This is a genomic window from Pseudodesulfovibrio piezophilus C1TLV30 (genome assembly GCF_000341895.1).
Taxonomy (GTDB): Bacteria; Desulfobacterota; Desulfovibrionia; order Desulfovibrionales; family Desulfovibrionaceae; genus Pseudodesulfovibrio; species Pseudodesulfovibrio piezophilus.
Genome location: NC_020409.1, coordinates 1,641,075 through 1,666,785 on the forward strand (window position 1 = coordinate 1,641,075; position 25,711 = coordinate 1,666,785).

The 25,711-nt window shown below is 52.5% G+C and carries 26 protein-coding genes; 16 read left to right on the forward strand and 10 right to left on the reverse strand.

Annotated features, from left to right (window positions below; translation table 11 throughout):
- The first annotated feature begins 7 nt into the window (after window positions 1-7).
- The 3 genes from BN4_RS07890 to BN4_RS07900 all read left to right on the forward strand — a co-directional run bounded on the left by BN4_RS07890 (window position 8) and on the right by BN4_RS07900 (window position 2,989).
- Complete coding sequence (locus BN4_RS07890; protein WP_015414854.1) at window positions 8-1,492, forward strand: sodium-dependent transporter; 1,485 nt, start codon at window positions 8-10, stop codon at window positions 1,490-1,492.
- Window positions 1,493-1,501: 9 nt separating this feature from the next.
- On the forward strand, window positions 1,502-1,603 hold the full coding sequence (locus BN4_RS17730; RefSeq protein WP_157871312.1) for a methionine/alanine import family NSS transporter small subunit: 102 nt from the start codon (window positions 1,502-1,504) through the stop codon (window positions 1,601-1,603).
- A gap of 234 nt (window positions 1,604-1,837) precedes the next feature.
- Window positions 1,838-2,989: a substrate-binding domain-containing protein gene (locus BN4_RS07900; RefSeq protein WP_015414855.1), complete on the forward strand. Its 1,152-nt coding sequence runs from the start codon at window positions 1,838-1,840 to the stop codon at window positions 2,987-2,989.
- On the opposite strand, the gene trhA is transcribed toward BN4_RS07900, so the two are convergent.
- The 6 genes from trhA to rlmD form a co-directional block, all read right to left on the reverse strand.
- The gene (gene trhA, locus BN4_RS07905; RefSeq protein WP_015414856.1) at window positions 2,951-3,592 is read right to left on the reverse strand and encodes a PAQR family membrane homeostasis protein TrhA; all 642 of its coding nucleotides are present in this window, start codon (window positions 3,590-3,592) and stop codon (window positions 2,951-2,953) included. The two genes, BN4_RS07900 and trhA, sit on opposite strands and share 39 nt — an antisense overlap.
- Window positions 3,593-3,748: 156 nt before the next feature.
- Window positions 3,749-4,195 (reverse strand): RrF2 family transcriptional regulator, encoded by a 447-nt coding sequence (locus tag BN4_RS07910; protein WP_015414857.1) that lies wholly within the window; start codon window positions 4,193-4,195, stop codon window positions 3,749-3,751.
- Window positions 4,196-4,656: 461 nt separating this feature from the next.
- On the reverse strand, window positions 4,657-5,253 hold the full coding sequence (locus BN4_RS07920) for a hypothetical protein (RefSeq protein ID WP_015414859.1): 597 nt from the start codon (window positions 5,251-5,253) through the stop codon (window positions 4,657-4,659).
- 2 nt (window positions 5,254-5,255) lie between these two features.
- Complete coding sequence (gene cbiM, locus BN4_RS07925; protein WP_015414860.1) at window positions 5,256-5,864, reverse strand: cobalt transporter CbiM; 609 nt, start codon at window positions 5,862-5,864, stop codon at window positions 5,256-5,258.
- A 234-nt stretch (window positions 5,865-6,098) separates the two neighbouring features.
- A complete protein-coding gene (locus BN4_RS07930; RefSeq protein WP_015414861.1) occupies window positions 6,099-7,346 on the reverse strand; it encodes an HD domain-containing protein in 1,248 nt (415 codons plus the stop codon).
- A gap of 118 nt (window positions 7,347-7,464) precedes the next feature.
- On the reverse strand, window positions 7,465-8,850 hold the full coding sequence (gene rlmD, locus BN4_RS07935; RefSeq protein WP_015414862.1) for a 23S rRNA (uracil(1939)-C(5))-methyltransferase RlmD: 1,386 nt from the start codon (window positions 8,848-8,850) through the stop codon (window positions 7,465-7,467).
- Window positions 8,851-8,918: 68 nt separating this feature from the next.
- Between rlmD and BN4_RS07940 the strand changes: the two genes are divergently transcribed.
- Both BN4_RS07940 and BN4_RS07945 read left to right on the forward strand, forming a co-directional pair.
- A complete protein-coding gene (locus tag BN4_RS07940; RefSeq protein WP_041720832.1) occupies window positions 8,919-9,224 on the forward strand; it encodes a hypothetical protein in 306 nt (101 codons plus the stop codon).
- Entirely contained in the window at window positions 9,221-9,496 is a 276-nt protein-coding gene (locus tag BN4_RS07945; RefSeq protein ID WP_015414864.1) for a hypothetical protein, read from the forward strand. The genes BN4_RS07940 and BN4_RS07945 overlap by 4 nt, the downstream gene beginning before the upstream one ends.
- Before the next feature lie 25 nt (window positions 9,497-9,521).
- Here BN4_RS07945 and BN4_RS07950 read toward each other — a convergent pair whose 3' ends face one another.
- The gene (locus tag BN4_RS07950) at window positions 9,522-9,887 is read right to left on the reverse strand and encodes a helix-turn-helix domain-containing protein (RefSeq protein WP_015414865.1); all 366 of its coding nucleotides are present in this window, start codon (window positions 9,885-9,887) and stop codon (window positions 9,522-9,524) included.
- Between the two features lie 173 nt (window positions 9,888-10,060).
- Entirely contained in the window at window positions 10,061-10,828 is a 768-nt protein-coding gene (locus tag BN4_RS07955; RefSeq protein ID WP_015414866.1) for a DUF3108 domain-containing protein, read from the reverse strand.
- Window positions 10,829-11,144: 316 nt separating this feature from the next.
- On the opposite strand from BN4_RS07955, the gene BN4_RS07965 reads away from it, so the two are divergent.
- The gene (locus BN4_RS07965; protein WP_015414867.1) at window positions 11,145-11,630 is read left to right on the forward strand and encodes a CBS domain-containing protein; all 486 of its coding nucleotides are present in this window, start codon (window positions 11,145-11,147) and stop codon (window positions 11,628-11,630) included.
- Between the two features lie 76 nt (window positions 11,631-11,706).
- On the opposite strand, the gene BN4_RS07970 is transcribed toward BN4_RS07965, so the two are convergent.
- Both BN4_RS07970 and pyk read right to left on the reverse strand, forming a co-directional pair.
- Window positions 11,707-12,714 (reverse strand): HD-GYP domain-containing protein, encoded by a 1,008-nt coding sequence (locus BN4_RS07970; RefSeq protein WP_015414868.1) that lies wholly within the window; start codon window positions 12,712-12,714, stop codon window positions 11,707-11,709.
- A complete protein-coding gene (pyk, locus tag BN4_RS07975) occupies window positions 12,714-14,156 on the reverse strand; it encodes a pyruvate kinase (protein ID WP_015414869.1) in 1,443 nt (480 codons plus the stop codon). Before pyk ends, BN4_RS07970 begins: the two co-directional genes overlap by 1 nt.
- Window positions 14,157-14,480: 324 nt before the next feature.
- Between pyk and BN4_RS07980 the strand changes: the two genes are divergently transcribed.
- The 10 genes from BN4_RS07980 to murG are packed head-to-tail and all read left to right on the forward strand — an operon-like array spanning window position 14,481 to window position 25,711.
- Window positions 14,481-14,927 carry a division/cell wall cluster transcriptional repressor MraZ gene (locus BN4_RS07980; RefSeq protein ID WP_041720220.1) on the forward strand — a complete coding sequence of 149 codons (447 nt, stop codon included), beginning with the start codon at window positions 14,481-14,483 and terminating at the stop codon, window positions 14,925-14,927.
- Window positions 14,927-15,907, forward strand: coding sequence for a 16S rRNA (cytosine(1402)-N(4))-methyltransferase RsmH (gene rsmH / locus BN4_RS07985; protein ID WP_015414871.1), 981 nt, complete (start codon window positions 14,927-14,929; stop codon window positions 15,905-15,907). Before BN4_RS07980 ends, rsmH begins: the two co-directional genes overlap by 1 nt.
- Window positions 15,904-16,188, forward strand: coding sequence for a hypothetical protein (locus BN4_RS07990; RefSeq protein ID WP_015414872.1), 285 nt, complete (start codon window positions 15,904-15,906; stop codon window positions 16,186-16,188). Before rsmH ends, BN4_RS07990 begins: the two co-directional genes overlap by 4 nt.
- Before the next feature lie 48 nt (window positions 16,189-16,236).
- Complete coding sequence (locus BN4_RS07995; RefSeq protein ID WP_015414873.1) at window positions 16,237-18,195, forward strand: penicillin-binding transpeptidase domain-containing protein; 1,959 nt, start codon at window positions 16,237-16,239, stop codon at window positions 18,193-18,195.
- Complete coding sequence (locus tag BN4_RS08000) at window positions 18,170-19,687, forward strand: UDP-N-acetylmuramoyl-L-alanyl-D-glutamate--2,6-diaminopimelate ligase (RefSeq protein ID WP_015414874.1); 1,518 nt, start codon at window positions 18,170-18,172, stop codon at window positions 19,685-19,687. Before BN4_RS07995 ends, BN4_RS08000 begins: the two co-directional genes overlap by 26 nt.
- A complete protein-coding gene (locus BN4_RS08005) occupies window positions 19,684-21,126 on the forward strand; it encodes a UDP-N-acetylmuramoyl-tripeptide--D-alanyl-D-alanine ligase (protein WP_015414875.1) in 1,443 nt (480 codons plus the stop codon). Before BN4_RS08000 ends, BN4_RS08005 begins: the two co-directional genes overlap by 4 nt.
- Window positions 21,123-22,199 (forward strand): phospho-N-acetylmuramoyl-pentapeptide-transferase, encoded by a 1,077-nt coding sequence (gene mraY / locus BN4_RS08010; protein ID WP_015414876.1) that lies wholly within the window; start codon window positions 21,123-21,125, stop codon window positions 22,197-22,199. The genes BN4_RS08005 and mraY overlap by 4 nt, the downstream gene beginning before the upstream one ends.
- A gap of 14 nt (window positions 22,200-22,213) precedes the next feature.
- On the forward strand, window positions 22,214-23,518 hold the full coding sequence (gene murD / locus BN4_RS08015) for a UDP-N-acetylmuramoyl-L-alanine--D-glutamate ligase (RefSeq protein WP_015414877.1): 1,305 nt from the start codon (window positions 22,214-22,216) through the stop codon (window positions 23,516-23,518).
- The gene (gene ftsW, locus BN4_RS08020) at window positions 23,511-24,635 is read left to right on the forward strand and encodes a putative lipid II flippase FtsW (RefSeq protein WP_015414878.1); all 1,125 of its coding nucleotides are present in this window, start codon (window positions 23,511-23,513) and stop codon (window positions 24,633-24,635) included. Before murD ends, ftsW begins: the two co-directional genes overlap by 8 nt.
- Complete coding sequence (gene murG, locus BN4_RS08025; RefSeq protein ID WP_015414879.1) at window positions 24,632-25,711, forward strand: undecaprenyldiphospho-muramoylpentapeptide beta-N-acetylglucosaminyltransferase; 1,080 nt, start codon at window positions 24,632-24,634, stop codon at window positions 25,709-25,711. The genes ftsW and murG overlap by 4 nt, the downstream gene beginning before the upstream one ends.

Genomic DNA, 25,711 nt, shown 5'->3' on the forward strand with positions numbered 1-25,711 from the left:
ATAGATAATGGCTCAACGTGAACAATGGGGTTCCCGTGCCGGCTTTGTGCTGGCAGCGGTCGGCTCCGCCATCGGATTAGGAAACATCTGGCGTTTCCCATACATGGCCTATGAAAATGGCGGAGGCGCTTTTCTCATTCCTTACATTTTCGCCCTGCTCACAGCAGGCATTCCCTTCATGATCCTTGAATTCGGCATGGGGCACAAATTCCGTGGCTCCGCGCCCAAAGTTTTCAGTCGAATCGGCACCAAGTGGGAATGGCTTGGTTGGATGCAGGTTCTGGTGGCTCTGGTCATTTCCATATATTATGTGGCGGTTATCGGCTGGACCATCAACTACACCGGTTTTGCGGTCAACCAGGCATGGGGAAGTGATCCCAAGGGATTTTTCTTCGGTGAATATCTCGGTCTGACAGGTTCTCCGCTGGAATTGGGCGGCATCCGCTGGCCTATCCTCGGGGCATGCACCATGGCCTGGGCCATCACCTGGCTTGCATGTACTTCCGGTATACGCAAAGGCATTGAACGAGCCTGCAAGGTGCTCATTCCATTGCTCTTCGTCCTCGTGCTGGTGCTCATATTCCGTGTCGTGAACCTGCCCGGCGCAGCCACTGGTCTCGACTATCTTTTCAACCCCGATTTCAGCAAGCTGGCTGACTTCTCTGTCTGGGCCGATGCCTATGGCCAGATATTCTTCTCCCTGTCGGTCGGATTCGCCATCATGCTGGCCTACTCCAGCTATCTGCCCAAGGAAGCGGATATCAACAACAACGCAGCCATTACCGTCTTCATGAACTGTGGTTTCTCCATGCTCGCAGGCATCATGATCTTCGCGGTGCTCGGCAATATGGCCCACGCCACAGGACAGGCTGTCAATGACGTGGCCGGAGCCGGTGTCGGTCTTGCCTTCATTACCATTCCGGCAGCTATCAACACCATGCCCGCACCCGTATTCTTCGGCACTTTGTTCTTCGTTTGCCTGACCATGGCCGGCGTCAGCTCCCACATCTCCATTGTGGAAGCCGTCTGCTCTTCCTTTATCGACAAATTCGGCTGGAGCCGTAAAAAGACCACAACGCTGGTCTGTTCCTTCGGCTTTGCCATGACCGTCATTTTCACGACTGGCGGCGGCCTGCTCATTCTCGATATTGTTGACCACTTCATCAACAACCTCTGCATTCTGGGCCTGGCCTTGTTGGAAATCGTCCTGATGAGCTATATTGTCGGGCTTGAGGACATCCGTAACCATGTCAATGCATCTTCCGATTTCACGGTGGGCAATGCATGGATGCTCTGCCTCAAACTGGTGACCGTCGCCGTTCTCGGCTACACGTTCATCATGAATATAGTGACCGACTACGGCACTCCGTATGGCGGGTATGCCACCAAAGACCTTCTGGCCCTTGGCTGGTCCATCCTGCCCATTGCGTTTGTCATGTCCTTAGCCCTGAACAGGAAGCAGGCAGTACCCGGCTTCATCGGCAAAAAATAGGAGACTTCCATGTCCACATCCGCAATCATCATGATGGTCGTCGGTCTGGGTGTTACATGGGGAGGCGCAGCATTCTGCATTCGCCTCGCCATCAGCAAACAAAACGATTAAGACCAGACACCTTTGCTGAGCGGTCCGACGACGGTTCCTCACTTCCGGATTGACCGGAGTTGTCAAGACTCAAAACAGGCAGGCCTGTTCCGTGTATAAGCGGAACAGGCCTGCCTCATTTCTTTTGTCGTCAAAAGAACTCGAATTCATCCTTTTCAAGGCAGGAATTGCCAAGAACCAAAATTCCTTTTATCTTCTGAGAATGAGAGAAGACATGAAGCTTGGAGAATCCTGATGCACCGACGACACCTCTTCCCGTTCCTGCTCCTCTGCACCATGATATCATGGAGAGGACAAGCTGCTGCTTTCCACCAATCCCCCCCATTCATCACCGTGGATGAATTCGTTGCCCTGCATCCGGAACAGCACTCCCTGATGCAGACATTCAGTCAAATTGTCGCACAACCAGGAGTCAAGCAGGGGAAAATCCACAAGAAAAGAATCAAGATTGCTGTCATCTATCCGGATATTCAGGTTTCCGACTATTGGCGACGGAGCCTGCACTCATTTATTGAACGCCTGGATGAAATCGGCATCAACCACTCTGTGACTGAATATTCTTCAAAAACTTCCAACGAATACAAGGCGCAATTCGGCCAGGTTCAGAATGCCCTTGAAGATGACCCGGATTACCTTATTCTGACCTTTGATATTTTCCGACACAAAACTCTCGTTGAGAGACTTCTGAAAAGAAAACGTCCCAAGATAATCCTGCAAAACATCCTAACCCCGCTCAGGGATTGGGAAGGATTTCAACCGTTCATGTACGTCGCTTTTGACCACACCATCGGAGCCCGTCTTCTTGCTGATTATTTTACAATGAGAACCGGCGGAAAAGGGACATATGGATTGCTGTATTTTCCGACCGGGTATGTCAACACCATGCGCAGCGACACCTTCCGCAACCTGATGGAAAGGACATCGATAAAACTGGTCAAATCCGCCCATACAGACAGTACAGTGGCCGATGCAGCCAAAGCAGCCAGGGAGATCCTGTCCCACCAGACTGTGGACTTCATCTACGCGACCTCCACCGACATCGCCCTTGGTGCAATCAAAGCCATAAAACAACGACATCAAAGCGGCAAAGTTCTGATCAACGGATGGGGAGGAGGCAGCGCAGAGTTGAAGGCACTCATGAAGGGAGACCTGGATGTAACCATCATGCGCATGAATGACGACAACGGGGTCGCCATGGCGGAAGGAATCCGCCTCGACCAGGAAGGACGTGGAGACACAGTCCCGACTATCTATTCCGGGGAAATGGTTCTGATCGAAAAAGGCATTGCCCCCCATGATCTCGAAATGCTGATCAAACGAGCCTTCCGCTACTCGGGGAAACCTTCCCTAGACATACCAATACATGACCACAAAGTGACAAAATGAGCCACCAAGAACAAAAAGATGAAAAATTTCGTGAAACCCAAGAATTCTCGGAATCGGATCTGGCCACTTAAACGCATAGATAATGGCCCCCAACGAGTAGACAACTCCACCGGCTACCAGCCAGAACAGCGCCCCGGCAGAGAGGGCCTGAACCAATGGGTAAATCCCCACAATGACAAGCCATCCCATGGCGAGATAGACAGCTGTCGACAGTCGGCGCGGTGCCTGAAGCCAGAATATTTTCATCATGATTCCAGCCAGCGCCAGCCCCCAGATAATCCCGAAGAGAGACCACCCCCACGGTCCACGCAAGGGGATCAGACAAATGGGGGTATAGGTAGCGGCAATGTAGAAAAAGATCATGGAGTGATCAACACGTCGCAAAAACAATACTCCCTTCTCGGAAACGGGGAGCCAATGATACAGCGTACTCGCTGTATACAACAAGATCATCCCGCCGCCAAAAATGGAAAAAGTCACAATATGCCACGGCATGACAGGATTCACAGAACGAACGATAAGCAGCACGGTAGCCAATACCGCCAGAAAGGCCCCGATAAGATGGGTCAATCCGCTGACCGGATCACGAAGATTCAGGATCATGGAAAACTCCCTGTATGGTGTCTCTATACCCCATGAGTACACGCTTCCCCTCGCTTGAACAAGCACTTGCCATGCCTGTCGGACTCACTGAATGAGGATCGAAAGACACTGACGGGATTGTCCAATTTTCGAGCCTGAAATCGATTCCCCGAAAGATCAATCCATAAGCATGGGGCGTGATTCGCTCTGGGCACATTGCTCCACATCGGCAAGCATATCTGCGAGGGTAAAGCTATTCAACCGCTCATACATCGCTTCGGCCGCTTCACACCAGAGACGTCGCGTCAGGCAGACCTCAATCCGGTCACACCCGTCAAGACCGCTCCGGCACTCTACCAAAGAATCGTCCCCTTCCAGGACTCGCACCACTTCGCCCATGGGAATTTCCGATGCGGGCCGAGCCAGGGCATGCCCCCCCCGCGGTCCACGCTTGCTTTTGATAAATCCCGCATCTTTGAGTTTACGAATCAATTTCTCCAGGTACTTAATGGAGACTCCCTGTCGCTCGGCAATGTCCTGAATGCGCACCAGACCATTATCGCAATGTTGAGCGATATCGACCGCCATCCGTGTCCCATACCGACTCCGTGTCGTTAACCGCATGCTTCCCCTCGCAATGTTATAATAAATTGAGCGTTGATCTCAGCTTCACACAAATTCAAAAAAGAGCGCACGCCCCCGAGAACCACCACCAGCTTGGCCAAAATTCCCCAAATTTTCGGCCCATCAAACACATTTGCGCTTCGCCAAAGAGCAACGCCAATACAAATCAAGTGTACCAAACTGATGAGAATAACCCCGAGAAAAACATACTCCCCCCCCCGCACCAAGCGAAAGGATAGGGAAAAGAACAAGCATTGTACTCACTATCACAAGCTTGATACCCACCCCATAAATCCAGAAAGTTTGCACCAAGGGAACCTCTCCCCTTCACAACATCTTTATTAAATTCATTAAATTATCACTATAAAACGATCTATTTTGGAGGGGAATTACCATAAAAAAAGGGGCACGACAACACAGCGTGACCCCTTTTCATGTATTATGGACAAAAAAAGTCGAATTTAATTCGATTGTTTGCTCTTCATGTAAGCGACGATTCCAAAGAGCCCTATAATATATCCGATACCGCCAAGAATTTCTGTCATGCCCGGCCCGGAGTCATGCATTTCAGCCAACATTTGTTTGACCGGTCCCAGCTCTCGGCGAACGATTGCTTCAACGGCAGCAGTGTCGAGAGTCCCTGCAACAGGCGTAACCGAAGCAGGTATCTGAGCATCCATACCGATTTCCTCGGGAATAAAAGGCACCGGGCCTGCTCCGTATTCGGCATAATGAATAACCCACTCGGCCTGATGCCCGCTTCCCGCCTTGAGGACAAGTCGAAGATCCATCCGCTTGGCCCTGGCTTCTTCCGGAATCTTGAAATCGAACTTGCCGTTATCATCGGTTCTTCCGGTCAAAAGCTGTTTGCCAGAGGCCGCATCATACACTTCAATACTCCCGTTATGCACCCGCTTGCTCCGACTATAGCCACTATCTGTGGCAATGGAGTCGCCATCCACATAAGCGAACAAATTAACCTTGTGCGCACTCGAAACAGCAGCCATGCACAGTGTCGCCGCCATGGCAATGCAGACCACAATTATCAATTGTCTCATGATTATAATCCCGATGTTACGGCCAAGGCTTCCGGCTTGACCTTGGCAATGAATGTGTAAGTAAAGCCAGTAATAACGCCTTCGACAAACATGACCGGCAGATGTGCTGCAAGGAGAACCTTGGCCGCTCCAACAAACGCATCACCCGAAAGAGCCAAAGCTCCGGCTGTCAGGAGGGCGCTCAAGAGCATGGCGATGAAACCACAGGCAAAAGCCGCAGCAAAACGACTCCCGCTTCCTCTCGTCAATAATGGACGAAAGAGAATGGAGCAGAGCACTGCCGGTGCGGCCATGGTAAAGGTATTCAACCCCAAGACAGTCAGCCCGCCGTACTGAAAGAGCACGGCCTGCAATAACAGCGCGACCAGAATGGAAGGAAATGCAGCCCACCCCAAAATAACACCGAGCAGTCCACCCAGAATGAGATGAGCATTTGCCGGACCTATGGGGACATGAACGAGAGAAGCGACAAAAAATGCTGCCGACAGTATCGACACCGTTATGATATGGTCATAGTCGAGCTTTCGCAGACCAATGGCAGTGCCTATGACAGTCAATCCCGCACCACCCAGCAAAACAGGCGCTGACAGAACCCCTTCGGAAATATGCATATGAATCCACCCTGCTTCTCAGCCAAACCGGTTCGCTTCTCAAACAGTGCGGATCGACGGCTTCGTGTGATTAATCTCAATTCCGTATACACCCGGTAGTCACCTTTAACAAGATGTGTTTGTATACCTTGCCTGACACAAGAAACAAAACCATCCCGCCACGATGGAGAAGCGGGTTTACTCTACGGGCTGGACTCGATGTTGAAGCACCCGCTCATAAGGCAGAAAAAAAATCTAATCGAAATCGGCCAGCAAGGCACTGACTTGCACCCCGGCAATAACCGGGGTCTCATTGTACCGATTACTGATACGGTACAATGCGTGATGCAACTGACCGGAAGAAATCCCGTTTTTGAGCGCTGTATGCGCCTCGATATAAGCCGCCAAAGAATCACTCACTTTCAGAAGAGGGCCATCTTTGGGATCGATGGTATCGATATTATACTCTCCGGCCATCTGCTCTTCCGTTGCTTCGACAATAGTTCCATCCATGTTCACCGAGGCCTTGAACTCGCTCCCTACTTCCAGCCCCAGCAGATACTCGAGTCGCTTGGCGATATCTTCGTACCCTCCTTCCTTGAGAGGGGCGAGGACCACCCGATTCAACTCTCGAATCTCATATTCATGGATCAGTTCGCCTATCTCCTGCGAAGACCCTTTGACCGGTGAAATGATATCGCGGGTGAGCAACTCCGGCAGATCGTGAAACAGACCGGAAAAAAAATTATTCTGGCAGCGTGCACGACACGCACCGACTTCCATGCTGAAAAACCAGGAATACGTTGCCACAATGAACATGTGACCAAGCACCGACGTCTCCGGCACACGCGGTGTCTGGGACCACCTTTTCTGAAAACGCAACCGACCACACATGCGGGCAAATCCACCCAGCACATTGGAATCCTCATCCAGCAGTTCGGAGACGCCTACCAGATCTCGCATGGAATTGAGCCGCTCAATGAAACTCTCTTCGATTTCGATCAACTCATGATCCATACGATTGATGGATTTGAGCAGCTTGAATTCCGAATAACTGGCATAGAGGTGGGCAGCATGAAGTATCCTGCGAGCCAACCCCTTATCTTCCGGCTGCATGAGATACGCTGTCATGCGATTCATGAAATCATCGCCCAGCGGCATGATGCGCGGGCGCAACTGCTTGATAACCCAATTGGTCAGAGTACTGTAGTCATCAGGGTTTTCCTTGATCTTGTAGAACACCGGCGGCTTGATATCGGTGATGACCAGCCGGTAGAGGTAGTCGAACAGCCCACCCTCGATGAGAGACTCTCCAAGGGCGCGCTTCCGTACCACATCAAGGTCTCGCGAATTGAGCAGGAAAAGCAACCAGGCCACGATCATCTTGTGTGCCTGCTTGTCTACCTCTACAAGCTCCATGGGCCGAAGCTTGTCGTTCCACCGCTTCATGAACGCACCGGAAAAGATGAGTTCCAGAAGACTTTTTCTGATTATGATGGACATGGTGTGAAGAGTGCCGAAAACGGTACGGAAAGGCAAAGGAAATCAGGTGGCCTCTTCCGGCCACCTGATTTCACCTCCAGCAACTGGGCTGGAAAATATCCGAAAGTATGAACGCGGCCTATTTGCGTTCCAGAAGCGCGACAGTCTCAACATGATGCGTGTGTGGAAACATGTCAACGGCACGAGCACGCGTCAGGGTGTACTTTGAGGACAGCCGTTTCACATCACGAGCCAATGTTGTGGGGTCACAAGCCACAGCCACAATCTTGGCCGGAGCCAGGCGCAGAATGGAATACGCTGTTTTCTCCTGCATACCGGACCTCGGCGGATCAACAACGATCACGTCAGGAGTCGGCAGAGCATCGACATTTTCGATACCGCCATTCAAGCTCACGGCATGGAACTCACAATTATTGATGTGATTGAGCTTGGCGCTGGCCCATGCCTTGCCGATAGCCTCTTCATTGACTTCGTATCCGATGACCCGACCGACCTCGTTCGCAAGATAGATACCGATGGCACCGGCTCCACAGTACAGGTCAAGGACGGTTTCATGTCCGGTAAAACCACCGAACTCGGAAATAGTGGCAAACAATTCGCTTGCGCCGCCACTATTGGTTTGAAAAAAAGTATTCGGGGCGAGATGATATCGAACACTCCCATCTCCCTTGGGCAGATGCTCTTCCACGAACTTATGCCCCAAGCGGTAGATGATCTCCTCGCCAAAGGCGATGGTGCTCCGCTTTCTGCGAATGGAATGAACAAAGGAGACGACCTCGGGGAATCTATCCATGAGTACTTCGGACAGTTCCTCCGGAAGATTGTACTTTCGCTCGTCAGCAGTCGTAATCAGATGAACCTGAACCTGGCCGATGGAAGTATGACGCAAGACAAGATGCCGCCAGAAACCGGTATCGGTCTGGGGATGATACGCAACGACATTGGATTCGCGGCAGAAATCCCGCACACTGTGCATGATCGCCACATCACGCGAAGCGCACAAATGGCACTCTTCGATATCAATAACAGGACCAAGCCCTTTTTCCCCTCTGGGGAGGGTGGCTCTCAAGCCCAGATGCAGTTCGGCATCACGGTGCTCGAAAGCGAATTCCATCTTGTTTCGATAGCGCCAGATATCCGGGGACGGCACAGGGGCATCCATTTTCAGATTCTCAACGCCGCCGATGCGACTTAAGGCACTCGCAACCTGAGCACCTTTCTGTGCCAGTTGCTCAGCATAATCGAGATCCTGCACGGCGCACCCGCCACAAACACCGAAGTGCTGGCAGACTGGCTCAACCCTCAGCTTGGACGGCTCGACAATGGATTCGGCGACTGCTTCGGCAAACCGCTTCTTCGCCTTGAGAATTCGGGCAGACACGGTGTCGCCAGGCAATCCTCCAGCGACAAAGACGGCCATACCGTCCACTTTGGCCACGCCGCGACCGCCGTAGGCCAGGGACTCAATCTCACACTCTACGATGCTGTCTTTCACTATGGACATGATGCTCTCCGGGATTTGATGAGGCGACTGTTTGACATGGATTCACGCGGCTGTCTATGGTTATATACATGATTGACAAGGCAACAGCCATACCCACCCTCATAAACAGGCTCAAAAAACTTCCTGTGGGACATGCCATAGACCTGCGCACATATAAACGCAACCGTTCCGTCGTCATCGCCCGCACCGGGGATGACGAATATGAAGTGGTGGAAAAAGGATTTGCCGATGAACGCTTTTCCACTTCCCTAGGCAGGATGAAGAAGCTCCTCGGAATCCTTCTGAAAAGGGAATTTCCCAGATCAACAAAAATCCGGCTTTATGATCTCGGACACAGTGATGCCGATAACCATATAAACCGCAAAAAGATATGATCGACAAGGCCGGAGCCGTTCCTTCCATAGTCACCAGAGTCAAACAACTTCCCATAGGAAGTAGTCTTGACCTGCTCACCTTCAAGAGGGACCGATCCGTTGTCATTTTTCATGCAGAGGAAGACCGTTATTTGATAACGGAAAAAGGTTTCGAACGCCACACGTTCGAAACCGACATCAAGGGACTGCGTAAACTGCTCAAAACACTTTTGAAGCGGGAATTTCCACGGAGCAACAAGATTCGTGTCCGTGAAGTCCTGACCGGGCAATGAAAGACAGGAGACAGAAACCCGTATCTCAGTCTTCTGCTACTTCCCGACCATTCTTGATCTGATTCAGCATTTCAATGACCCACTCAGGGTCCTGAAAAACTGCCCTTCTTACGGATTCAGAAACTTTTCCACACATAGCCATCAACAGTTCCGGGTTATCACCCAATTCTTCTGCCAAAGCCACCATCTTCTTTTCTGACAACGATGCCGGTTCGCCGCGCTCGATCTTGCTCAGGTAGGAATGGTGAATGCCGATGCGTTGAGCAACTTTCCTTATTGAATATTCCGGGTCATTTTCACGCAGAGCCTCCCTCTTCGATCTTATATAGTCACCAAAAAGCTTGCTCACATTCTCCTCGCCAATTATGCTTAACGGTTTGATTTCCGTCACAATATTGTCTACTATACAGTAGCCAACAACCTACTGACAAGATTGAACAAGTCACAACCTTTTATAAATTTCAGTTTCTCAACTTTTTACCAATTTCAGATCTATCCCTGGCAAGATTACTCACAGGTAAACTAGAAGGGATGATTGCCTTTTCCACAGGGGCACCCTAAAAATCATTTCACCTCTGAAGGAGGACGATAATCCACAAGCTCAAGTGTGAAGTGTCCGACTTTGACCTTAGACCGAACTTTGACGGGAATACGTCGACTGTCAGCAGAAAACCAGACGACCAATTCCGCATCACGGCTTTTTTTAAACACCCCGGATAAATGTTTCACGTCGAGATTGACTTTGAAAGCCTGAATAATGCCCATAGGGGTCTTCACGTTTTCAACACCCTGAACAAAAGCTTCTCCCATTACGGTCTTCTTTCCATCTGAAACATCCATGCCAAAGCGCATGGTCTTGTAGAGGATCCGCTTGCGAAAGCTGAAGAGAATCGACAGGGGATCAAAGACATGCGCCGGTTGGTCAAGAGTATGCTGCAAGAGCCCTTTCACATATCGCCGAGATTGATTCCTGTCCTTGTCAAAAATCAAATCCACCTTTTTATGGTAAGTCCCCTCGTTCTGATCTTTCTTGAAGCGCAGGGCATAGTTGACGTCTTTATCCGTCCAGGCCTCCATCGTGTCACGAACCTTGTAAATGGAATCCACCCACGGCACTGTGGATGCAGTTGCTTTAAAATGCCGGGCAGGCACTCCGTTCATTTCCGTATCTGGGAGCACTTCCAAAACAGCATCACCGGCATGGATGAAGGTCCAATGGATTTCATAGGTCAACCTTTCACCTGGACTAAAAGGGAGCACTGTCCCGGCGTAGGAGGTCCCTCCGAATATCAACAGGCCTATCAAGTTCAACATGAGTATTTGTTTTGTCATACCCTACTCATTCAGTCGCATTTCCCGGCAAGTCAAGCCATGGCATGGGTTCATACAAGAATGAAGCTTCACTTCAATGGGCACAGACCATGCTTCATATGAATTCCTTTTCGGTATTTCCTCCACAAGCAGACTATGCTGCTGTACACAATCATTCGATTCTTCCGTCTCGCAAAGACGCCAAAATTTCAGTTCAGAAAATGCGAGCCTGTCGTCCTTCGCTTGTCTGTGGACAAATAAAGTCGGAGAAGTTAAAGAAGAATTGAAAAGAAAAACACAACTTTCAGACGGCTCTATTCCAAGGAGATATTCGCCTATGATGCTGAGAAAGCGCGCCTGGGACATGATGCGCGATGAGTTCCCCACCGTACAGGACGATGCAAGTCTGGCCGAAGCCATTCGTGTCATGCGACAAAGCATGGTTGACACCCCGGATTCCCAGGTGGTTGTGGTCAAGAATAAAAACGGCAAGCTGGTCGGGGCCATCAACCTCTGGAAACTTTTCAAAGCGGTCAAGCAATCCGTGCTCAAGGACGAGAATCTCAAGTCCGATGGCAAAGTCGATTGGGATCAACAATTCGCGAATGCATGCCTGATTTGCACGCAACTCAGGCTTGACGACTATCTGATAAAAAATCCCCCGATCCTCAAACCCAATGAACCCATACTTTTGGTCCTTGACACGTTTCTCAAGTCACGTCGGGACTGGGCACTGGTTGTCGAAGGGGATAGGGTCATGGGCGTGGTCTACGTCACCGATGTCTATCGCGAAATGACCAGAGACATGGTGCAGATTTTCTAAGGCTCAGGACTCTCAACAAGCAAAAGCCCCGCTTCATATGAAACGGGGCTTTTGCTTGTGAGAGGAAAGGACAGACTCAGACCTTCATTTTCATGTCGATCAAGAGTAAATTCTGCAATGCGGAAGTAATTTCCTTGTCATACCTGACATCATTGGCAAGCTCGGCGGCAGCCTTCACGAATGACTTGGCCTCTGCATAGGGATGTTTGGCAATCATGGCACAAAAGGAATCAACCACGGCGCACAACCTTCCAGGAAATTCCTGACTGGATGACTTGAGAGGATAGCCGGAACCGTTGACCCGTTCATGGTGCTCGGTCACGCACTGTTCCACCTCAGCATATTTGAGATTGAGTTTGGTCAGCATTTCATAACCGGTTTTGGTATGAGCATTGATCTTGGTCCGCTCATCTCCGGTCAGAGGCTTGTCCTTGTCACGAATAAAAGCGGGGACTTTGGCCATCCCCATATCATGCAGAAACAATCCTGCTGCCATACGATCAAACGTCTTGCGCTTGACTGCATCCTGGAACCCTTTCTCCTTGATCTTGGCCCACAAGGCGATGCCGAGAAAACCGCAATTCAAACTGTGGTTCTCCAGAGAATGTTCCGTATGCAACCGCCTGACCAATGCCCTGGCTCGACTGATGTCGTCATAGAGATATTCCGTGAGTACCATCAAATCCACCCACAACTTCTCAAAAACAGCGGGAACCGGTTGATCAAAGAATTCGGCAAGCCGTCTGGTCAACGCCTGGGTAAAGATATCGGCTATCTCCTTTTCCTTGAGATTCCTGTCCACAAGAACCAGATCAAGCTGATAACTGATATGCTTGACATAGACAGGATGATCGTCACGGGACACAAAAATAAGCCCGTGATCGGTCATGGATGCCAATTCCTCTACCTGTTCATTGGTCAGCCGTCCGCCCACCTTGAAATACGGCATGATGCGGGCAACGTCTTCCTTGAAGCTGAAGATGTTCAGCGGAGGACGGTACTTATTGAAGCTGCCAAGGATATCCTTGCTGATCTGGTAGTATTCCTCGTTCAATCCGTCAGGTATGTCGTGCTTCTGACTCATCAACTCACTTCTTTGGCTAACTTTTCATACAGCTTGACCACATTGGTCTGAGTCACGGTCTTTCCCTTCTCCGGCTGCCCCGCTGTCAGGATGACAATATCACCTTCCACAAAATCCGGGGACTGGCGCACAAAGATCTCAGCCCGTTCCTGATGATCATCTATAACGTCCAATGGTACGGCAGGGATAACTCCCAATGACAGATTTGTGAAGTGCCGTACAGTGGAATCCGAACTCAACGCGTAAATCGACTGTGTCGGGCGACATGAGGAAAGTATCCGCGTGGTCGCCCCGGATGTGGAATGGCAAACAATGGCCTTGGCATCGGTTTTGGCAGCCAACATGGCGGCTGCATGGGCCAAAAAGGTTGAAGGATGTTCTCTGACCCCTTCGACCGCAACATTCCCGACATTGGCTTCAAACATGTACCGTTCTATCTCATAGGCAATCTTACGCATAAATCGAACCGCTTCGAAAGGATACTGTCCAACTGCGGTTTCTTCCGAAAGCATCACGCAATCAGCACCATCCAGAATGGCGTTGGCCACATCCGTAGTTTCAGCACGTGTGGCCATGGGTGAATTAACCATGGACAACAGCATCTGAGTCGCCACAATGACCGGCTTTCCGAGCGCATTGCAGGCTCGAATGATCCGTTTTTGTGCGGCCGGCAATTCCGCCAAGTCCAACTCGAGGCCAAGATCCCCCCTGGCAACCATGATCCCGTCCGCTTCCTCCAAAATCTCATCCAGGCATTCCAGAGCGGCCGTCCGCTCCAACTTGGCAATAATCGGAAGCTGCTTGCCGTACTGGACCATCTCAGCACGGAGGCTGCCGATATCCTCGCCCTTCTGTACAAAACTCATGGCGACCACATCAACACCAAGCTCCATGCCGATGGCGAGATCAGCCTTGTCCTTTTCGGTCAATGGAGCCAGAGGTGTTTTCATGCCAGGGAATGTGATTCCCTTCCTGGGCGGGCAAATACCGGAATTGGTGGCAACGAGACGAATCAGATGTTTCTCCTCCACCTTGACCACCTTGAAGCGGATAACGCCATCTCCCAGAGCTACCGGGTCTCCTTCCTTGAGACTCTCGAATAACTCGGGGATGTCCAGACAGATGAACGGTTCTCCGTCATCCTTGTATTGCTCCGTGGTGCCGAGGAGGACTTCTGTCCCCTTATTGACTTCGATGGCACCAAGCCCGACATCACATGTTCTGATTTTCGGCCCGGAAAGATCCTGCAACACAGTGAGCGTCAACCCCGTCTCTTCCTCCAGGCGACGGATGATGGAAACCATCTTTTCAAAAAATTCGCGTCCGCCATGTGAGAAATTGAGCCGAAAGATCTTGGCACCGGACTCCACCAGTTCCCTGACAGCCTCGTAACTTTCCGTTCCGGGCCCCAGAGTCGCTATGATTTTTATGTGTCTGTCCATCGGGTTCCCCCTTTAATGGAATTGTACTGTTTGCCCGTATCAAGGCGTCTGCCTTGAACCTCTGAATATTTTTCACATTTATATGTTGAAATGACAAGGCCTTCCCAAACCCGACTCACAATATTTTGGCGAAAGTTTAGGCTTCTGGGAAGAAAAAAGCAATGATCCTCACGTTTTTTTACTGTTCCAATTCATAATTAGCAGTTGACTTTCTCTCGAATTTCAAGCACCCGTGTAAAGAAGTGCCATACATTCCCAGAAATGGGACATAAAGTGGAACAAACAGACCACAACAGTGGAGCACGATTTTGCTCTGGGGAAATGATGAAATTCAGAGGTCACGCACATAGAAGCCTGGACGACAAGGGGCGGATAGTTTTGCCGCCCGAGTTCAGGGACATGATTCGCTCCGGGGTTCCCGAAGCGATCATCGTGCTGACCATCTATGACAAACACGTCATCGGCATCACCCCGGAACAATGGACCCTGCTGGAGAGTGAATTGGAGAAGGTCAAGACGCCCAGCAGAGCGCTCCAGAATACCATTCGCATCCTCTACTCCGGGTATACCGAAACGCCAGTAGGCAAGCAGGGGCGCATAGCCATTCCCGCGCACCTGCGCAAAAGCGGAAAGCTCGACAAGGATGTGGTGATACTGGGAGCCGGTCGTCGCTTTGAGATTTGGCCTGCGGATAGTTACGAACGCTTGCTCGACGAGGACTATGACGTGTCCGGAGAGTTGGCGGAAAACAACGTCAGCATGCCTTTCTGATGAGTATGGGCAAAGTGGACCCGGCGTCCATTCACACAACCGTTCTTTTACATGAAGTGATTGAGTGGCTCAAACCCACCCCCGGCGGCCGTTACATGGACGGAACCTTGGGAATGGGCGGGCACAGTCTGGCGCTGATGCAGGCGGCAGATGGCAAGGCTGAGCTTTTGGGGCTCGACAGGGATCAAACGGCATTGGGACACGCGACTGCGCGACTTGAGGAATTCGCCGACCGCACACACCTGTTCCACCTGCCCTTTTCCCGATTTGAGGAAGCCCTGGATGAACTCGGCTGGGAAGGAATCGACGGCGCGGTCCTGGACCTCGGCGTCTCATCCATGCAGCTCGATGAAGCGGACCGAGGATTCAGCTTCATCAATGACGGGCCGCTCGACATGCGTATGAACCCGGAACACGGTCAATCAGCCGCTGACCTGGTAAACACGCTCAAGCATGGAGATTTGGCGCGGATCATTCGAACATGGGGTGAGGACCCTCTGGCCGGAAAAATCGCGTCTGCAATACTGAGAGCACGGGAGAAAGAAGCGATAACGAGGACGCTTCAACTGGCTGAAATAGTGCGACTTGCCTACCCGCCGAAAATGCGGCATGCGGCGCGCAATCATCCGGCCACCCGGACCTTTCAGGGACTGCGCATAGCAGTCAACAGGGAAACTGAGGAACTCGAGTACTACCTTAAAACCATAGTCGACCGTCTGAATCCAGGCGCAAGATTGGCGATCATTTCATTTCATTCCCTGGAGGACAGGGCTGTGAAACACTCCTTTCGGGACGCGGCAAAAGGGTGCAAATGCCCTTCGCATCAACTTCACTGCACATGTGATGGAGTTCCCGCAGTAAAGGTCTTGACGAAAAAACCGCTGATCCCGTCCGAGGAAGAGATGCAAGTGAACTCACGCAGCCGCAGTGCCAAGCTCCGCGTCTGCGAAAAGCTCACCGCCGATGGAGAGGAAGTATGAGCCAAGCCGATAAAACGCTCCTGTGGATGATCCTCACCCTACTGGGTGCGGCTCTCACCCTTGGATTGGGAGCAGTGTGGTTAAACATCGAACGCATGGACGTGGCATACGATCTGCGCAAGATGGAAAAGAGCCTGGGCCAGAAAGAGGATCTGGCGGTAAAACTCACGGTTGAGAGGAACAACCTGATTTCGCCATACCAGCTCAAGCGACTCGCAGGCCGACTCGGTCTGGGCGTCGCAGCGCCGGGACAAATACGACGCATAGCCGACACGCGGTAACACGGCGTCTGATAGTATCAGCGTCTTAAGTGGGATAACAGGGACCAAATGGCAAAGGGAAGCCAGGGACGCAAAGATCACAGCAGGGTGAAGATAGGACTGGTTATGGTCCTCTTTACACTCGCGCTGTCTTCTCTTTGGGTCCGAACAGGCTGGGTGCAGCTCCACGAGGGCGACATCCTGCTCAGCAAAGCATCGAAGCAAAGCCACGCCGCCGAATTTGAATACGGTGCGCGGGGCCGTATCTTCGACCGCAACGGCCAGATGCTTGCCACCAGCGTGGAAGCAAAGTCCGTCTATGTGCGTCCTTTTGAGATAGAGAATGTGGACGTCGCAGCCGATACCCTTTCCCGATCTCTGAACATGTCCCGCTCCAAAATTTACAAGCGCCTCAAATCTCGTAAAAAATTTGTCTGGATCAAACGCCAGGTCACGGACAGGGAAGCTCTCGGTATCGAACAGGCCGATCTCAAAGGTGTCCGACTGGTAAGCGAATACTCCCGCATCTACCCCAACGGACATCTGGCGGGACAGACCATCGGGTTCGTCAACATTGACGGCAAGGGGCTGGAGGGCATTGAACGAGTCTACAATGACCGCCTCAAACCCGGCAAAGCCGAATTCGTGGTACAGCGAGATGCCAAGGGGCAGCGCCTTTACCTGGACGATCTGGGGCGCGAAATGAATATCAACGGACTTGATGTTCGCCTGACCATTGATACCCACATCCAACACGCCGCCGAGCAGTCGCTGGCCAAAACAATTGCCAAATACGATGCCCGCGCTGGTATTGTCATGGTGGTGGATGTTGATTCCGGGGACATTCTGGCTATGGCCAACCAGCCTTTTTTCAATCCCAATGCAGTTTCGCACTCCAAGGCGTCCCACCGCCGATTGCGCCCCATTACTGATATATACGAGCCAGGTTCGACCTTGAAACCGTTCCTGTTTGCCGCAGCCCTGGAAGAGGGGGTTATCGAACCTGACACGCTCATCGACTGCGAGAACGGACGCTGGAAGGTTGCCCGCAAGGTCATCCGGGACACGCACCCGAAAAAATGGCTTCCGGCCCACAAGGTACTCCGTTATTCTTCCAATATCGGGTCCGCAAAGATCGGTATGGATCTGGGGGCAGGAGTCTATTATTCCTATCTGACCAAACTCGGATTTGGCGAAAAGGTCGGCATTGGGCTCCCCGGTGAAGCCGCCGGAATTCTGATGCCGCCGGAAAGATGGACAAGCATGGATCTGGCCGCCATCAGTTTTGGGCAGGGAATCGGCACCACAGCAATGCAATTGGCGAAGGCGTATCTCTGCCTCGCAAATAACGGTATTACCAAGGACTTGAATCTCGTCAAGGAACCGGCTCCCCACCGCCCCAATACCTCAGTCAGAATTTTCAAGCCTGAGACAGTTGACATGGTTCTGTCCATGATGAAGGAAGTGGTGCACGAGGACGGCACCGGCCGCAGTGCGCGTATTCCCGGAATCACCATGGCAGGCAAGACAGGCACAGCCCAAAAAGCTGCCAAGGGCGGCTATGGCGACCAGTATCTTTCCTCGTTCGTGGCACTCGTTCCGGCCAAAAACCCGGAAATACTTGTCATCACCATGGTCGATGAACCTCAGAAAGCCAACTATGGATCCATGGTTGCCGCCCCGGTTTGCCGGGAAGTGACCGTGCGTACCCTCGCCTATTACGGCAAGCTTTCCGAGACTCTCAACACAGCCATGGCCGAAGATGTTTCCATGGATGTGTTGGTCGAACACCCCATCCACGGCTCTGTCGAAACTCCACAGTCGCACCCAATGACCGAACGGGTTCCGGATATCATCGGAATGCCCGTCCGCCGTGCGTTGGAGATGCTCGCCAGAAAGGGAATCGTCCCGGTGCTCAAGGGTGAGGGGATGACCGTCAAAGGGCAAACTCCGGCTGCAGGACAGCCATGGCCAGACGAATCAAACACGGAGGGAACGAATGATGTTTTTGTTCTCCGGCTCTCCTAGCGAGAAAAAGGCAGGCGTTATGGAATTCGAGACTCTTCTCAAAAAAGCCGAAAAAGGCATGCTCGTCCGTACGGACTCGCGCAAAGTTCAGGAAGGTGAATGCTTCATCGCCATGCCGGGAACACATGTGCGCGGTATAGATTTCATCCCCAGCGCCCTGAACAACGGCGCGAAATACATTGTCGCACCCGAAGCGGCCCGCGATCTGGTCGCCCCCATCGTGGAGAAACGCGCTGTGGCCGTGTACCACGAAAACCCGGCCGTGGCCCTGGGCGAACTTGCCCGCGCCTACTTCAAACTGGTTGACCGGGACCTCAAGCTGGTCGGTATTACGGGGACCAACGGCAAAACCACGACGACGTATATCATTGAACATCTTCTGGCCTCTGCCGGACTGAAAGTCGGTGTTCTCGGCACGGTCAACTACCGCTGGCCCGGTTTCCAGATGGATGCCCCGCTGACAACACCGGATTGCTGGATGATTCATGAGCTTATCTACAATATGAAGAAAGCGGACGTAGACGTCGCCGTCATGGAAGTCTCTTCCCACGCTCTCGACCAGTACCGGGTGGCCGGACTGGATTTCGATGCCGGAGTTCTGACCAACGTCACGCAGGATCATCTTGATTACCATGGTGACATGGAAACCTATTTCGCGGCAAAGTCACGACTTTTCAATCACTATCCCCGTGAGTCAAAGACCAATATCCTCAACTACAATGATCCCTACGGACGGCGCATCCTTGCCGCCAGTGAGCGCGGCATCGGCTATGGTATCGGCAAGACCGGTATCGTCCGGCATGAAGTGGGTGACAAGCCCATGGTGCAAGGACGAATTCTGTCCCTCACCGGACAGGGCATGAAGATTGAGACTGCTTACAAAGGAAAAAGCTGGGAAATAGACTCTCCCCTCATCGGCGCATTCAATGCCATGAATCTGCTGGCAGCACAGGCTGTGGGGCTGGAACTCGGGCTGACCTGCAAGGACATGCGCAAGCTCAAAGACTTTCAGGGTGTCCCCGGTCGTTTGGAACGCGTTGCCAATGATGCCGGGCTGGATATTTTTGTGGATTATGCCCACACCCCGGACGCGTTGGAAAATGTGCAACGGAGCTTGAAGAATCTTGATTTCACCAGGTTGATCACTGTTTTTGGGTGCGGTGGAGATCGCGACAAGACAAAACGCCCGCTCATGGGCCAATCCGTGGCCCGCTATGCCGATGTGGCCGTGCTGACCTCTGACAATCCTCGGAGTGAAATTCCTGAATCAATCATGGATGACATCCGTCCCGGATTGGCCAAGTCGCCCCGGACTCTCGAACACCCTGACCGGCAAACAGCCATCACCATGGCCGTGGCCCAGATGCAGCCAGGTGACGCCCTGCTTATCGCAGGCAAAGGGCATGAGGATTACCAGATCCTCAAAGACGAAACCATCCACTTTTCCGACAAGGAAGCGGCTCTCAAGGCCATAGGAGAACGCACAGCGTGAATCTGACACTGGCTGACGTGGAACGCTGCTTGAGCAGCATGGCCGAAGAGGGCCACGAAACTATCGCCATTACTTCGGTTCAGACGGATAGTCGGACCGTTGGCAAGGGGGACCTTTTCTTCTGCATTGATGGTGAGAAGTTCGATGGTCACGAATTCGCTGCCCAGGCCGCGAAGAGCGGAGCCGCCGGAATCGTCGCCTCACGCATGCTGGCTGATCTTGGTGTGCCCGTGATCATGGTCCGCAACACGACCACGGCACTGGGACGGCTTGCTGCCTGTTGGCGCGACACCTGTGGTGCCAAACTGGTCGCCGTCACCGGAACAGCCGGAAAAACCACGGTCAAGGAAATGCTCTCTGTAGTGGTTTCCGAAAAATTTACGACAGCCAAAAATTACCGCAATTTCAATAACCAGATAGGGCTCCCTCTCTCCATGCTCAAGGCGGACTGCACACAAGATATCTGGATCATGGAACTGGGAATTTCAGTTCGTGGGGACATGGAAGAACTCGCGCCCATTGCCAGCCCGGACATGGCCGTCATCACCAATGTCGGTCCGGGACACCTGGAAGGCCTGGGGAATGAAACAGGTGTAGCTCTGGCAAAAACATCCTTGCTCAAATACCTTCGCCAGTCCGGTACAGCTGTCATCAGTCAGGACTACCCCCTGCTGTGGGATGCAGCCCGTGAACTGGTAGACAATCCGGTAGGATTTTCCGGCCTACCCTATGACCAGACACACGAATCAGCCTGGAATGACACTTTCGAAAAGACCGAATGCGACTACGTCGCATCATTCCTTGCAGCCGAAGCCAATGGTTGGGGGCGTTTCAGACTTCGTACCCCGGATGGGGATGGGGAAATAACCGCTCCCTTCTGTGGCGACCATTTTGCCGAAAATCTGGCCTGCGTGGCTGCGGCTGCCCACCAATTAGGGCTGACACGTGAAGATGTTATCAAGGGAATTTCCACGCTCAAGACCGACAGCCAGCGTTTTTGCTGCAAAGGATCGGACTCGGTGCTGGTTATCGACGACAGCTACAATGCCAATCCGCTCTCCATGGCTCATTCTCTGAAAACCGCTGCGAAAATGGCTGGTGCCAGACCTCTGGTGCTGGTGTTGGGTGACATGCGGGAGCTGGGTGAAGAAACATCCATGCGGCACGAGGAGCTTGGCCGACTGGTTCGGGACATGGCTCCCAAGGCATTCTTCTACAAAGGGTCTCTGCAAGAGGACGTCAGGAGAGGCTTGAACGGGAGTATCCACCTCTCTGAAGTTCACTCGCCAGAAGAATTCATACAGGCCTGGAACGATCTGGAGCTGGACGAGGCTGTCGTGCTCGTCAAGGGATCACGCTCATTGAAAATGGAAACTTTCGCCGGAGCCTTGTGCAAAAGGCTGAACACCATAGCGGGAACAGAGGAGACACCCCGATGATTTACAATATACTCGTCCCGCTCAGTCAGGACCTCGGCGTCCTGAATGTCTTTCGCTACATCACCTTTCGGTCGGTGTGGGCACTTCTGACGGCATTGATCATCTCCATCCTTTTCGGTCCCGGCATGATTCGGTGGCTCCAGCACATCAAATGCGGCCAATATATCAAAGAAGACGGACCTCAACATCAGGCCAAGCAAGGCACTCCGACCATGGGCGGGATCATGATCCTTTTTTCCGTGGCTGTTTCCACCTTGCTATGGGCTGACCTGACCAATACATATGTCTGGCTCACCCTGCTTGTTTTTGCCGGATTCGGTGCCGTGGGCTTTGCCGATGATTATATCAAAGTCGTCAAACGCCACAACGACGGACTGTCGGCCAAGACCAAATTCTTCTGCCAATGCGCCGTTGCTGCCACGGCTATAGCCCTGCTCATCCAGGAACCGGCTTACTCTACCCAACTTTCCGTGCCGTTCTTCAAAAATTTCAACCCCGACCTTGGCTGGTTCTACCTCCCCTTTGCCATGATCGTCATGGTTGGAGCGAGCAATGCTGTCAACCTGACAGACGGACTGGATGGTCTCGCCATTGGTCCCATGGTCGTTGCCATGGCGTGCTTCTCCATCTTCATCTACGTCTCGGGACATGCTCAAATGGCCGAATATCTTGCCGTGCAAAATGTGCAGGGCATCGGAGAAGTCACTGTCTTTTGCGGAGCTATGGTCGGAGCCGGACTCGGTTTTCTCTGGTTCAACGCGCACCCGGCCCAGGTTTTCATGGGTGATGTCGGTTCGCTGTCTCTGGGGGGAGCTCTCGGTTTCGTGGCGGTCCTTGCCAAACAGGAGCTGTTGCTCGCTATTGTTGGCGGGGTCTTTGTCTTCGAAACCCTCTCCGTGATCCTCCAAGTCGGATATTTCAAATTGAGCGGCGGAAAACGGATTTTCAAGATGGCACCGCTTCACCATCATTTTGAACTGAAAGGTATTCCGGAATCCAAGATCATTGTCCGATTCTGGATTCTCTCCATCCTCATGGCGCTTATGGCGCTGTCCACCCTCAAACTGAGATAACCCGGAGCAATGACGTGAATCGCATCGTTCGCAACTTCATCGAGCAATCCATCCTCTCCGACAAACAAGGAGTCGTGGTAGGCGTGGGCAAGTCAGGACTGGCCGCAGCCCGGCTCCTTGATGTGCTCGGAGCCAAGGTTCGAGTCGTGGATGTGAATGAAGGTATCACTGAGGAAGTCCTGGGACCGATGGCAGGCAAGGCTGACCTGATAACTGGACCGCACAAAAAAGAACATTTTTCAGACGCAGACGTCATTATTCTTTCTCCGGGCGTACCGGTCAAAAAAATGGCCCATGCCCTTGAAGGCATCCCTGCACGCACCCTTGTCTCTGAAATAGAATTCGCCTCATGGTTTATCGAAGCTCCGGTCCTCGCCATTACCGGAACCAACGGCAAGACCACGACAACCACTCTCATCAGCTCAATTCTTGAAAGTGCGGGTAAAAAGACTTTTACCGGTGGCAACATCGGCACGCCCTTGTGCGAATATCTGCTTGATATGGACCCTGTTGACGTCATTGTCCTGGAAATATCCAGCTTCCAACTCCAGAACTGCCGACTTTTCAAACCAAAGGTCGGAGTCTTCCTGAATTTTGCGGCCAACCATCTCGACTACCATGAAAACATGGAAGAATATCTCGATGCCAAACTGGTCATGTTCAACCGTATGACGGGAGAAGACACGGCTCTACTCCACGAATCCCTGCGCCCCGTCATCAGAGACCGAGGATTCACCAACGCCCATGTTGAATGGTTCGGTCCCACGGACCGCTTCCAAGCCCCGTATCTTCTCGGCGAGCACAACCGTTCCAATGTTGAAGCTGCATGGCAGGCTGTCAGACGCTTTGGTGTCAGCGAGGTACAGGCTGCCGAAGCAATTCTGAATTTCAAACCCCTTGCCCACAGGATCGAACCCGTGGCCGAAGTAGACGGAATTCTCTTTGTCGATGATTCCAAGGCCACTACCCTGGACGCTGTTGTGGCTGCGGTAAAATCCTTTGACCGCCCGGTCCGTTTGCTCATGGGCGGTGTCTGGAAAGGCGGAGACGTTGAAGCCTTTGCCGAAAGCGTCAAGGATACGGTCGTGAAAATAGGGCTGTTCGGAAGCAGCCGGGATATTCTGGAAGCTCCTCTTTCCAAGGTTTTTCCCGTCAGTTGGGATGAAACTCTTGAAGAGGCCACCCTGCGGCAGGTTCGGGATGCGATCGAAGGGGACGTGATCCTGCTGTCTCCCGCGACCTCAAGTTTTGACCAGTACACCGGGTATACCCAGCGCGGCGATGACTTCAAGCGTGTAGTCGGAGGGCTGAATGAGTAATAAACTCACCGCCAATACGCCCAATATCCGCATGGGAAAAATTGACCCATGGCTTTTGACTTCCACCCTGCTCTTGGGCGGTTTCGGTCTGATCATGGTCCTTTCCAGCAGTGGAATCATGGCCGAGCGTGTCTACAATGACACTTACTTCTTCTTCAAACGTCAGCTCATGTTCACCGGAGTCGGCATCGCCATCATGCTCGCCTGCATGCAGATGCCCCGAAAGCTCCTTTACAGCCTGACATATGTCTGGGTCGCAGCGGCTGTTATTTTGCTCGCCCTGTGCGTCACTCCCCTTGGCGTCAATGTGAACGGTGCCAGCCGATGGATCAATCTCGGACCGGTGAACTTGCAACCTCTGGAATACTCCAAGATCGCGCTGGTCCTTTACCTCGCCTATTTCTTTGCAAGAAAACAGGAGCTTGTACGGACTTTCTCTGTCGGTTTCCTGCCACCATTCATCGTCACCGGCTTTCTGTGTGGCCTGCTTTTGCTCCAGCCGGATTTCGGCGGAGCAGTCGTCCTGGCAATGTTGCTTTTCCTGATGTGTCTGGTAGGCGGAACCCGTTTTATCTATCTCTTTGTTTCCTTCCTCTTCGGAACCGGTGCAGGATGGCTGCTGATCTCCTCCTCACCATATCGCTTCAAACGCTGGACTGCTTTTCTCGATCCTTTTGCCTCGGCACAAAACGAAGGCTACCAACTCGTTCAATCGCTCTATGCCTTTGGGTCCGGCCGTATTTTCGGCACAGGCATCGGCGCGGGCAAACAAAAACTCTTTTTCCTTCCGGAAGCGCACAACGATTTCATCATGGCCGTGGTTGGTGAAGAACTCGGCTTCGTGGGCATGTCCCTCTTCTTCATCGTCATAGGGTTCTTCCTGTGGCGGGCGTTTCGTGTTTCCTTCAAACAGGAAGACCTGCAGGATCGCTTTACCGCCTTTGGTGTCACCTGCATCCTGGCCCTCGGCATGATCCTGAATCTGGCCGTTGTCCTCGGCACCGTCCCACCAAAGGGCGTTGCCATGCCTTTCATCAGCTATGGAGGCTCCAGCCTGACCGTCTCCTTCATCTGTGCCGGTATTCTGCTCAACCTCTCAAGGACGGCACAATCATGAGCCTAAGCAAAATCATTCTGACCACCGGCGGCACTGGCGGGCATATTTTCCCGGCTCTGGCTGTGGCGGACGAACTGACACGCCGCAATCCCGGTATAAAGATCCTGTTTGTAGGTGGAGCTGGGCCGGAAGGAGATATGGCCCGAAAGCACGGTCTGGATTTTCTCGAATTGCCAGCCAAGGGCATCATGGGGCGCGGTATCAAAGGAATTCTTTCCGGATTGGGGTGGCTCGGTTTCGGCATTCCCAAAGCCATGCACGCCGTCAAAAGATTCGCGCCGGATGCGGTTATCGGATTCGGCGGATACGCGGGGTTCTGCCCGGTGCTGGCTGCCGCACTCTTGGGCATCCCAACTGCGGTACACGAACAAAATTCAGTGCCCGGTGTCACCAACAAAGTGTTGGGAAAGATGGTCAAGAAAATATTTTTGAGTTTTCCGGATACGCTCGGAGCCTTTCCTCCGGCGAAGACCGTTCTGACCGGCAACCCGGTTCGAGCCGAAATAATCAATGCAGCCTCGGCCCGTGCTCAACGGAAAATCGGCAGGCATATCCTCGTCCTCGGAGGAAGCCAGGGGGCACGCGCCATCAATGATAGCGTGATTCAAGCTCTCCCGATGTTCATGAATGCAGGAGTCAAATTGACTCACCAGGCAGGCGCATCCGATTATCAACGGGTTCACGACTCATACAAGACAGCCCTGGCAGATTCGGGGCAGGTTCACGCCTTTATCGACAACATGGCAGCCTGTTATGCCGCGGCGGATCTAATCATCTGCCGATCCGGCGCAACAACGGTTTTTGAAATAGCGGCGGCAGGGGTTCCGGCCATTTTCGTGCCTTTCCCCCACGCCACACATGACCACCAAACAATGAATGCCAAAGCCATGTCCGACATAGGCGCGGCCCGACTCCTCCCCCAAAAGGAAATGACCGGGGAAGTGTTGGCCTCTCTGGCACTGGAGCTTCTGAATGCTCCTGCGCAAGTGAAAGACATGGGAACAGCAGCACGTCGCTTTGCAAAAGAGCGGGCGGCTGCGGATATAGCAGTGGGCCTCGAGGCCCTGGCGGCATAA

Bases quoted from the DNA above. Each gene is read 5' to 3' on its own strand.
- BN4_RS07890 (WP_015414854.1), top strand. From the start codon at position 8: ATGGCTCAACGTGAACAATGGGGTTCCCGTGCCGGCTTTGTGCTGGCA.
- BN4_RS17730 (WP_157871312.1), top strand. From the start codon at position 1,502: ATGTCCACATCCGCAATCATCATGATGGTCGTCGGTCTGGGTGTTACA.
- BN4_RS07900 (WP_015414855.1), top strand. From the start codon at position 1,838: ATGCACCGACGACACCTCTTCCCGTTCCTGCTCCTCTGCACCATGATA.
- trhA (WP_015414856.1), bottom strand. From the start codon at position 3,592: ATGATCCTGAATCTTCGTGATCCGGTCAGCGGATTGACCCATCTTATC.
- BN4_RS07910 (WP_015414857.1), bottom strand. From the start codon at position 4,195: ATGCGGTTAACGACACGGAGTCGGTATGGGACACGGATGGCGGTCGAT.
- BN4_RS07920 (WP_015414859.1), bottom strand. From the start codon at position 5,253: ATGAGACAATTGATAATTGTGGTCTGCATTGCCATGGCGGCGACACTG.
- cbiM (WP_015414860.1), bottom strand. From the start codon at position 5,864: ATGCATATTTCCGAAGGGGTTCTGTCAGCGCCTGTTTTGCTGGGTGGT.
- BN4_RS07930 (WP_015414861.1), bottom strand. From the start codon at position 7,346: ATGTCCATCATAATCAGAAAAAGTCTTCTGGAACTCATCTTTTCCGGT.
- rlmD (WP_015414862.1), bottom strand. From the start codon at position 8,850: ATGTCCATAGTGAAAGACAGCATCGTAGAGTGTGAGATTGAGTCCCTG.
- BN4_RS07940 (WP_041720832.1), top strand. From the start codon at position 8,919: ATGATTGACAAGGCAACAGCCATACCCACCCTCATAAACAGGCTCAAA.
- BN4_RS07945 (WP_015414864.1), top strand. From the start codon at position 9,221: ATGATCGACAAGGCCGGAGCCGTTCCTTCCATAGTCACCAGAGTCAAA.
- BN4_RS07955 (WP_015414866.1), bottom strand. From the start codon at position 10,828: ATGACAAAACAAATACTCATGTTGAACTTGATAGGCCTGTTGATATTC.
- BN4_RS07965 (WP_015414867.1), top strand. From the start codon at position 11,145: ATGATGCTGAGAAAGCGCGCCTGGGACATGATGCGCGATGAGTTCCCC.
- BN4_RS07970 (WP_015414868.1), bottom strand. From the start codon at position 12,714: ATGAGTCAGAAGCACGACATACCTGACGGATTGAACGAGGAATACTAC.
- pyk (WP_015414869.1), bottom strand. From the start codon at position 14,156: ATGGACAGACACATAAAAATCATAGCGACTCTGGGGCCCGGAACGGAA.
- BN4_RS07980 (WP_041720220.1), top strand. From the start codon at position 14,481: ATGAAATTCAGAGGTCACGCACATAGAAGCCTGGACGACAAGGGGCGG.
- rsmH (WP_015414871.1), top strand. From the start codon at position 14,927: ATGAGTATGGGCAAAGTGGACCCGGCGTCCATTCACACAACCGTTCTT.
- BN4_RS07990 (WP_015414872.1), top strand. From the start codon at position 15,904: ATGAGCCAAGCCGATAAAACGCTCCTGTGGATGATCCTCACCCTACTG.
- BN4_RS07995 (WP_015414873.1), top strand. From the start codon at position 16,237: ATGGCAAAGGGAAGCCAGGGACGCAAAGATCACAGCAGGGTGAAGATA.
- BN4_RS08000 (WP_015414874.1), top strand. From the start codon at position 18,170: ATGTTTTTGTTCTCCGGCTCTCCTAGCGAGAAAAAGGCAGGCGTTATG.
- mraY (WP_015414876.1), top strand. From the start codon at position 21,123: ATGATTTACAATATACTCGTCCCGCTCAGTCAGGACCTCGGCGTCCTG.
- ftsW (WP_015414878.1), top strand. From the start codon at position 23,511: ATGAGTAATAAACTCACCGCCAATACGCCCAATATCCGCATGGGAAAA.
- murG (WP_015414879.1), top strand. From the start codon at position 24,632: ATGAGCCTAAGCAAAATCATTCTGACCACCGGCGGCACTGGCGGGCAT.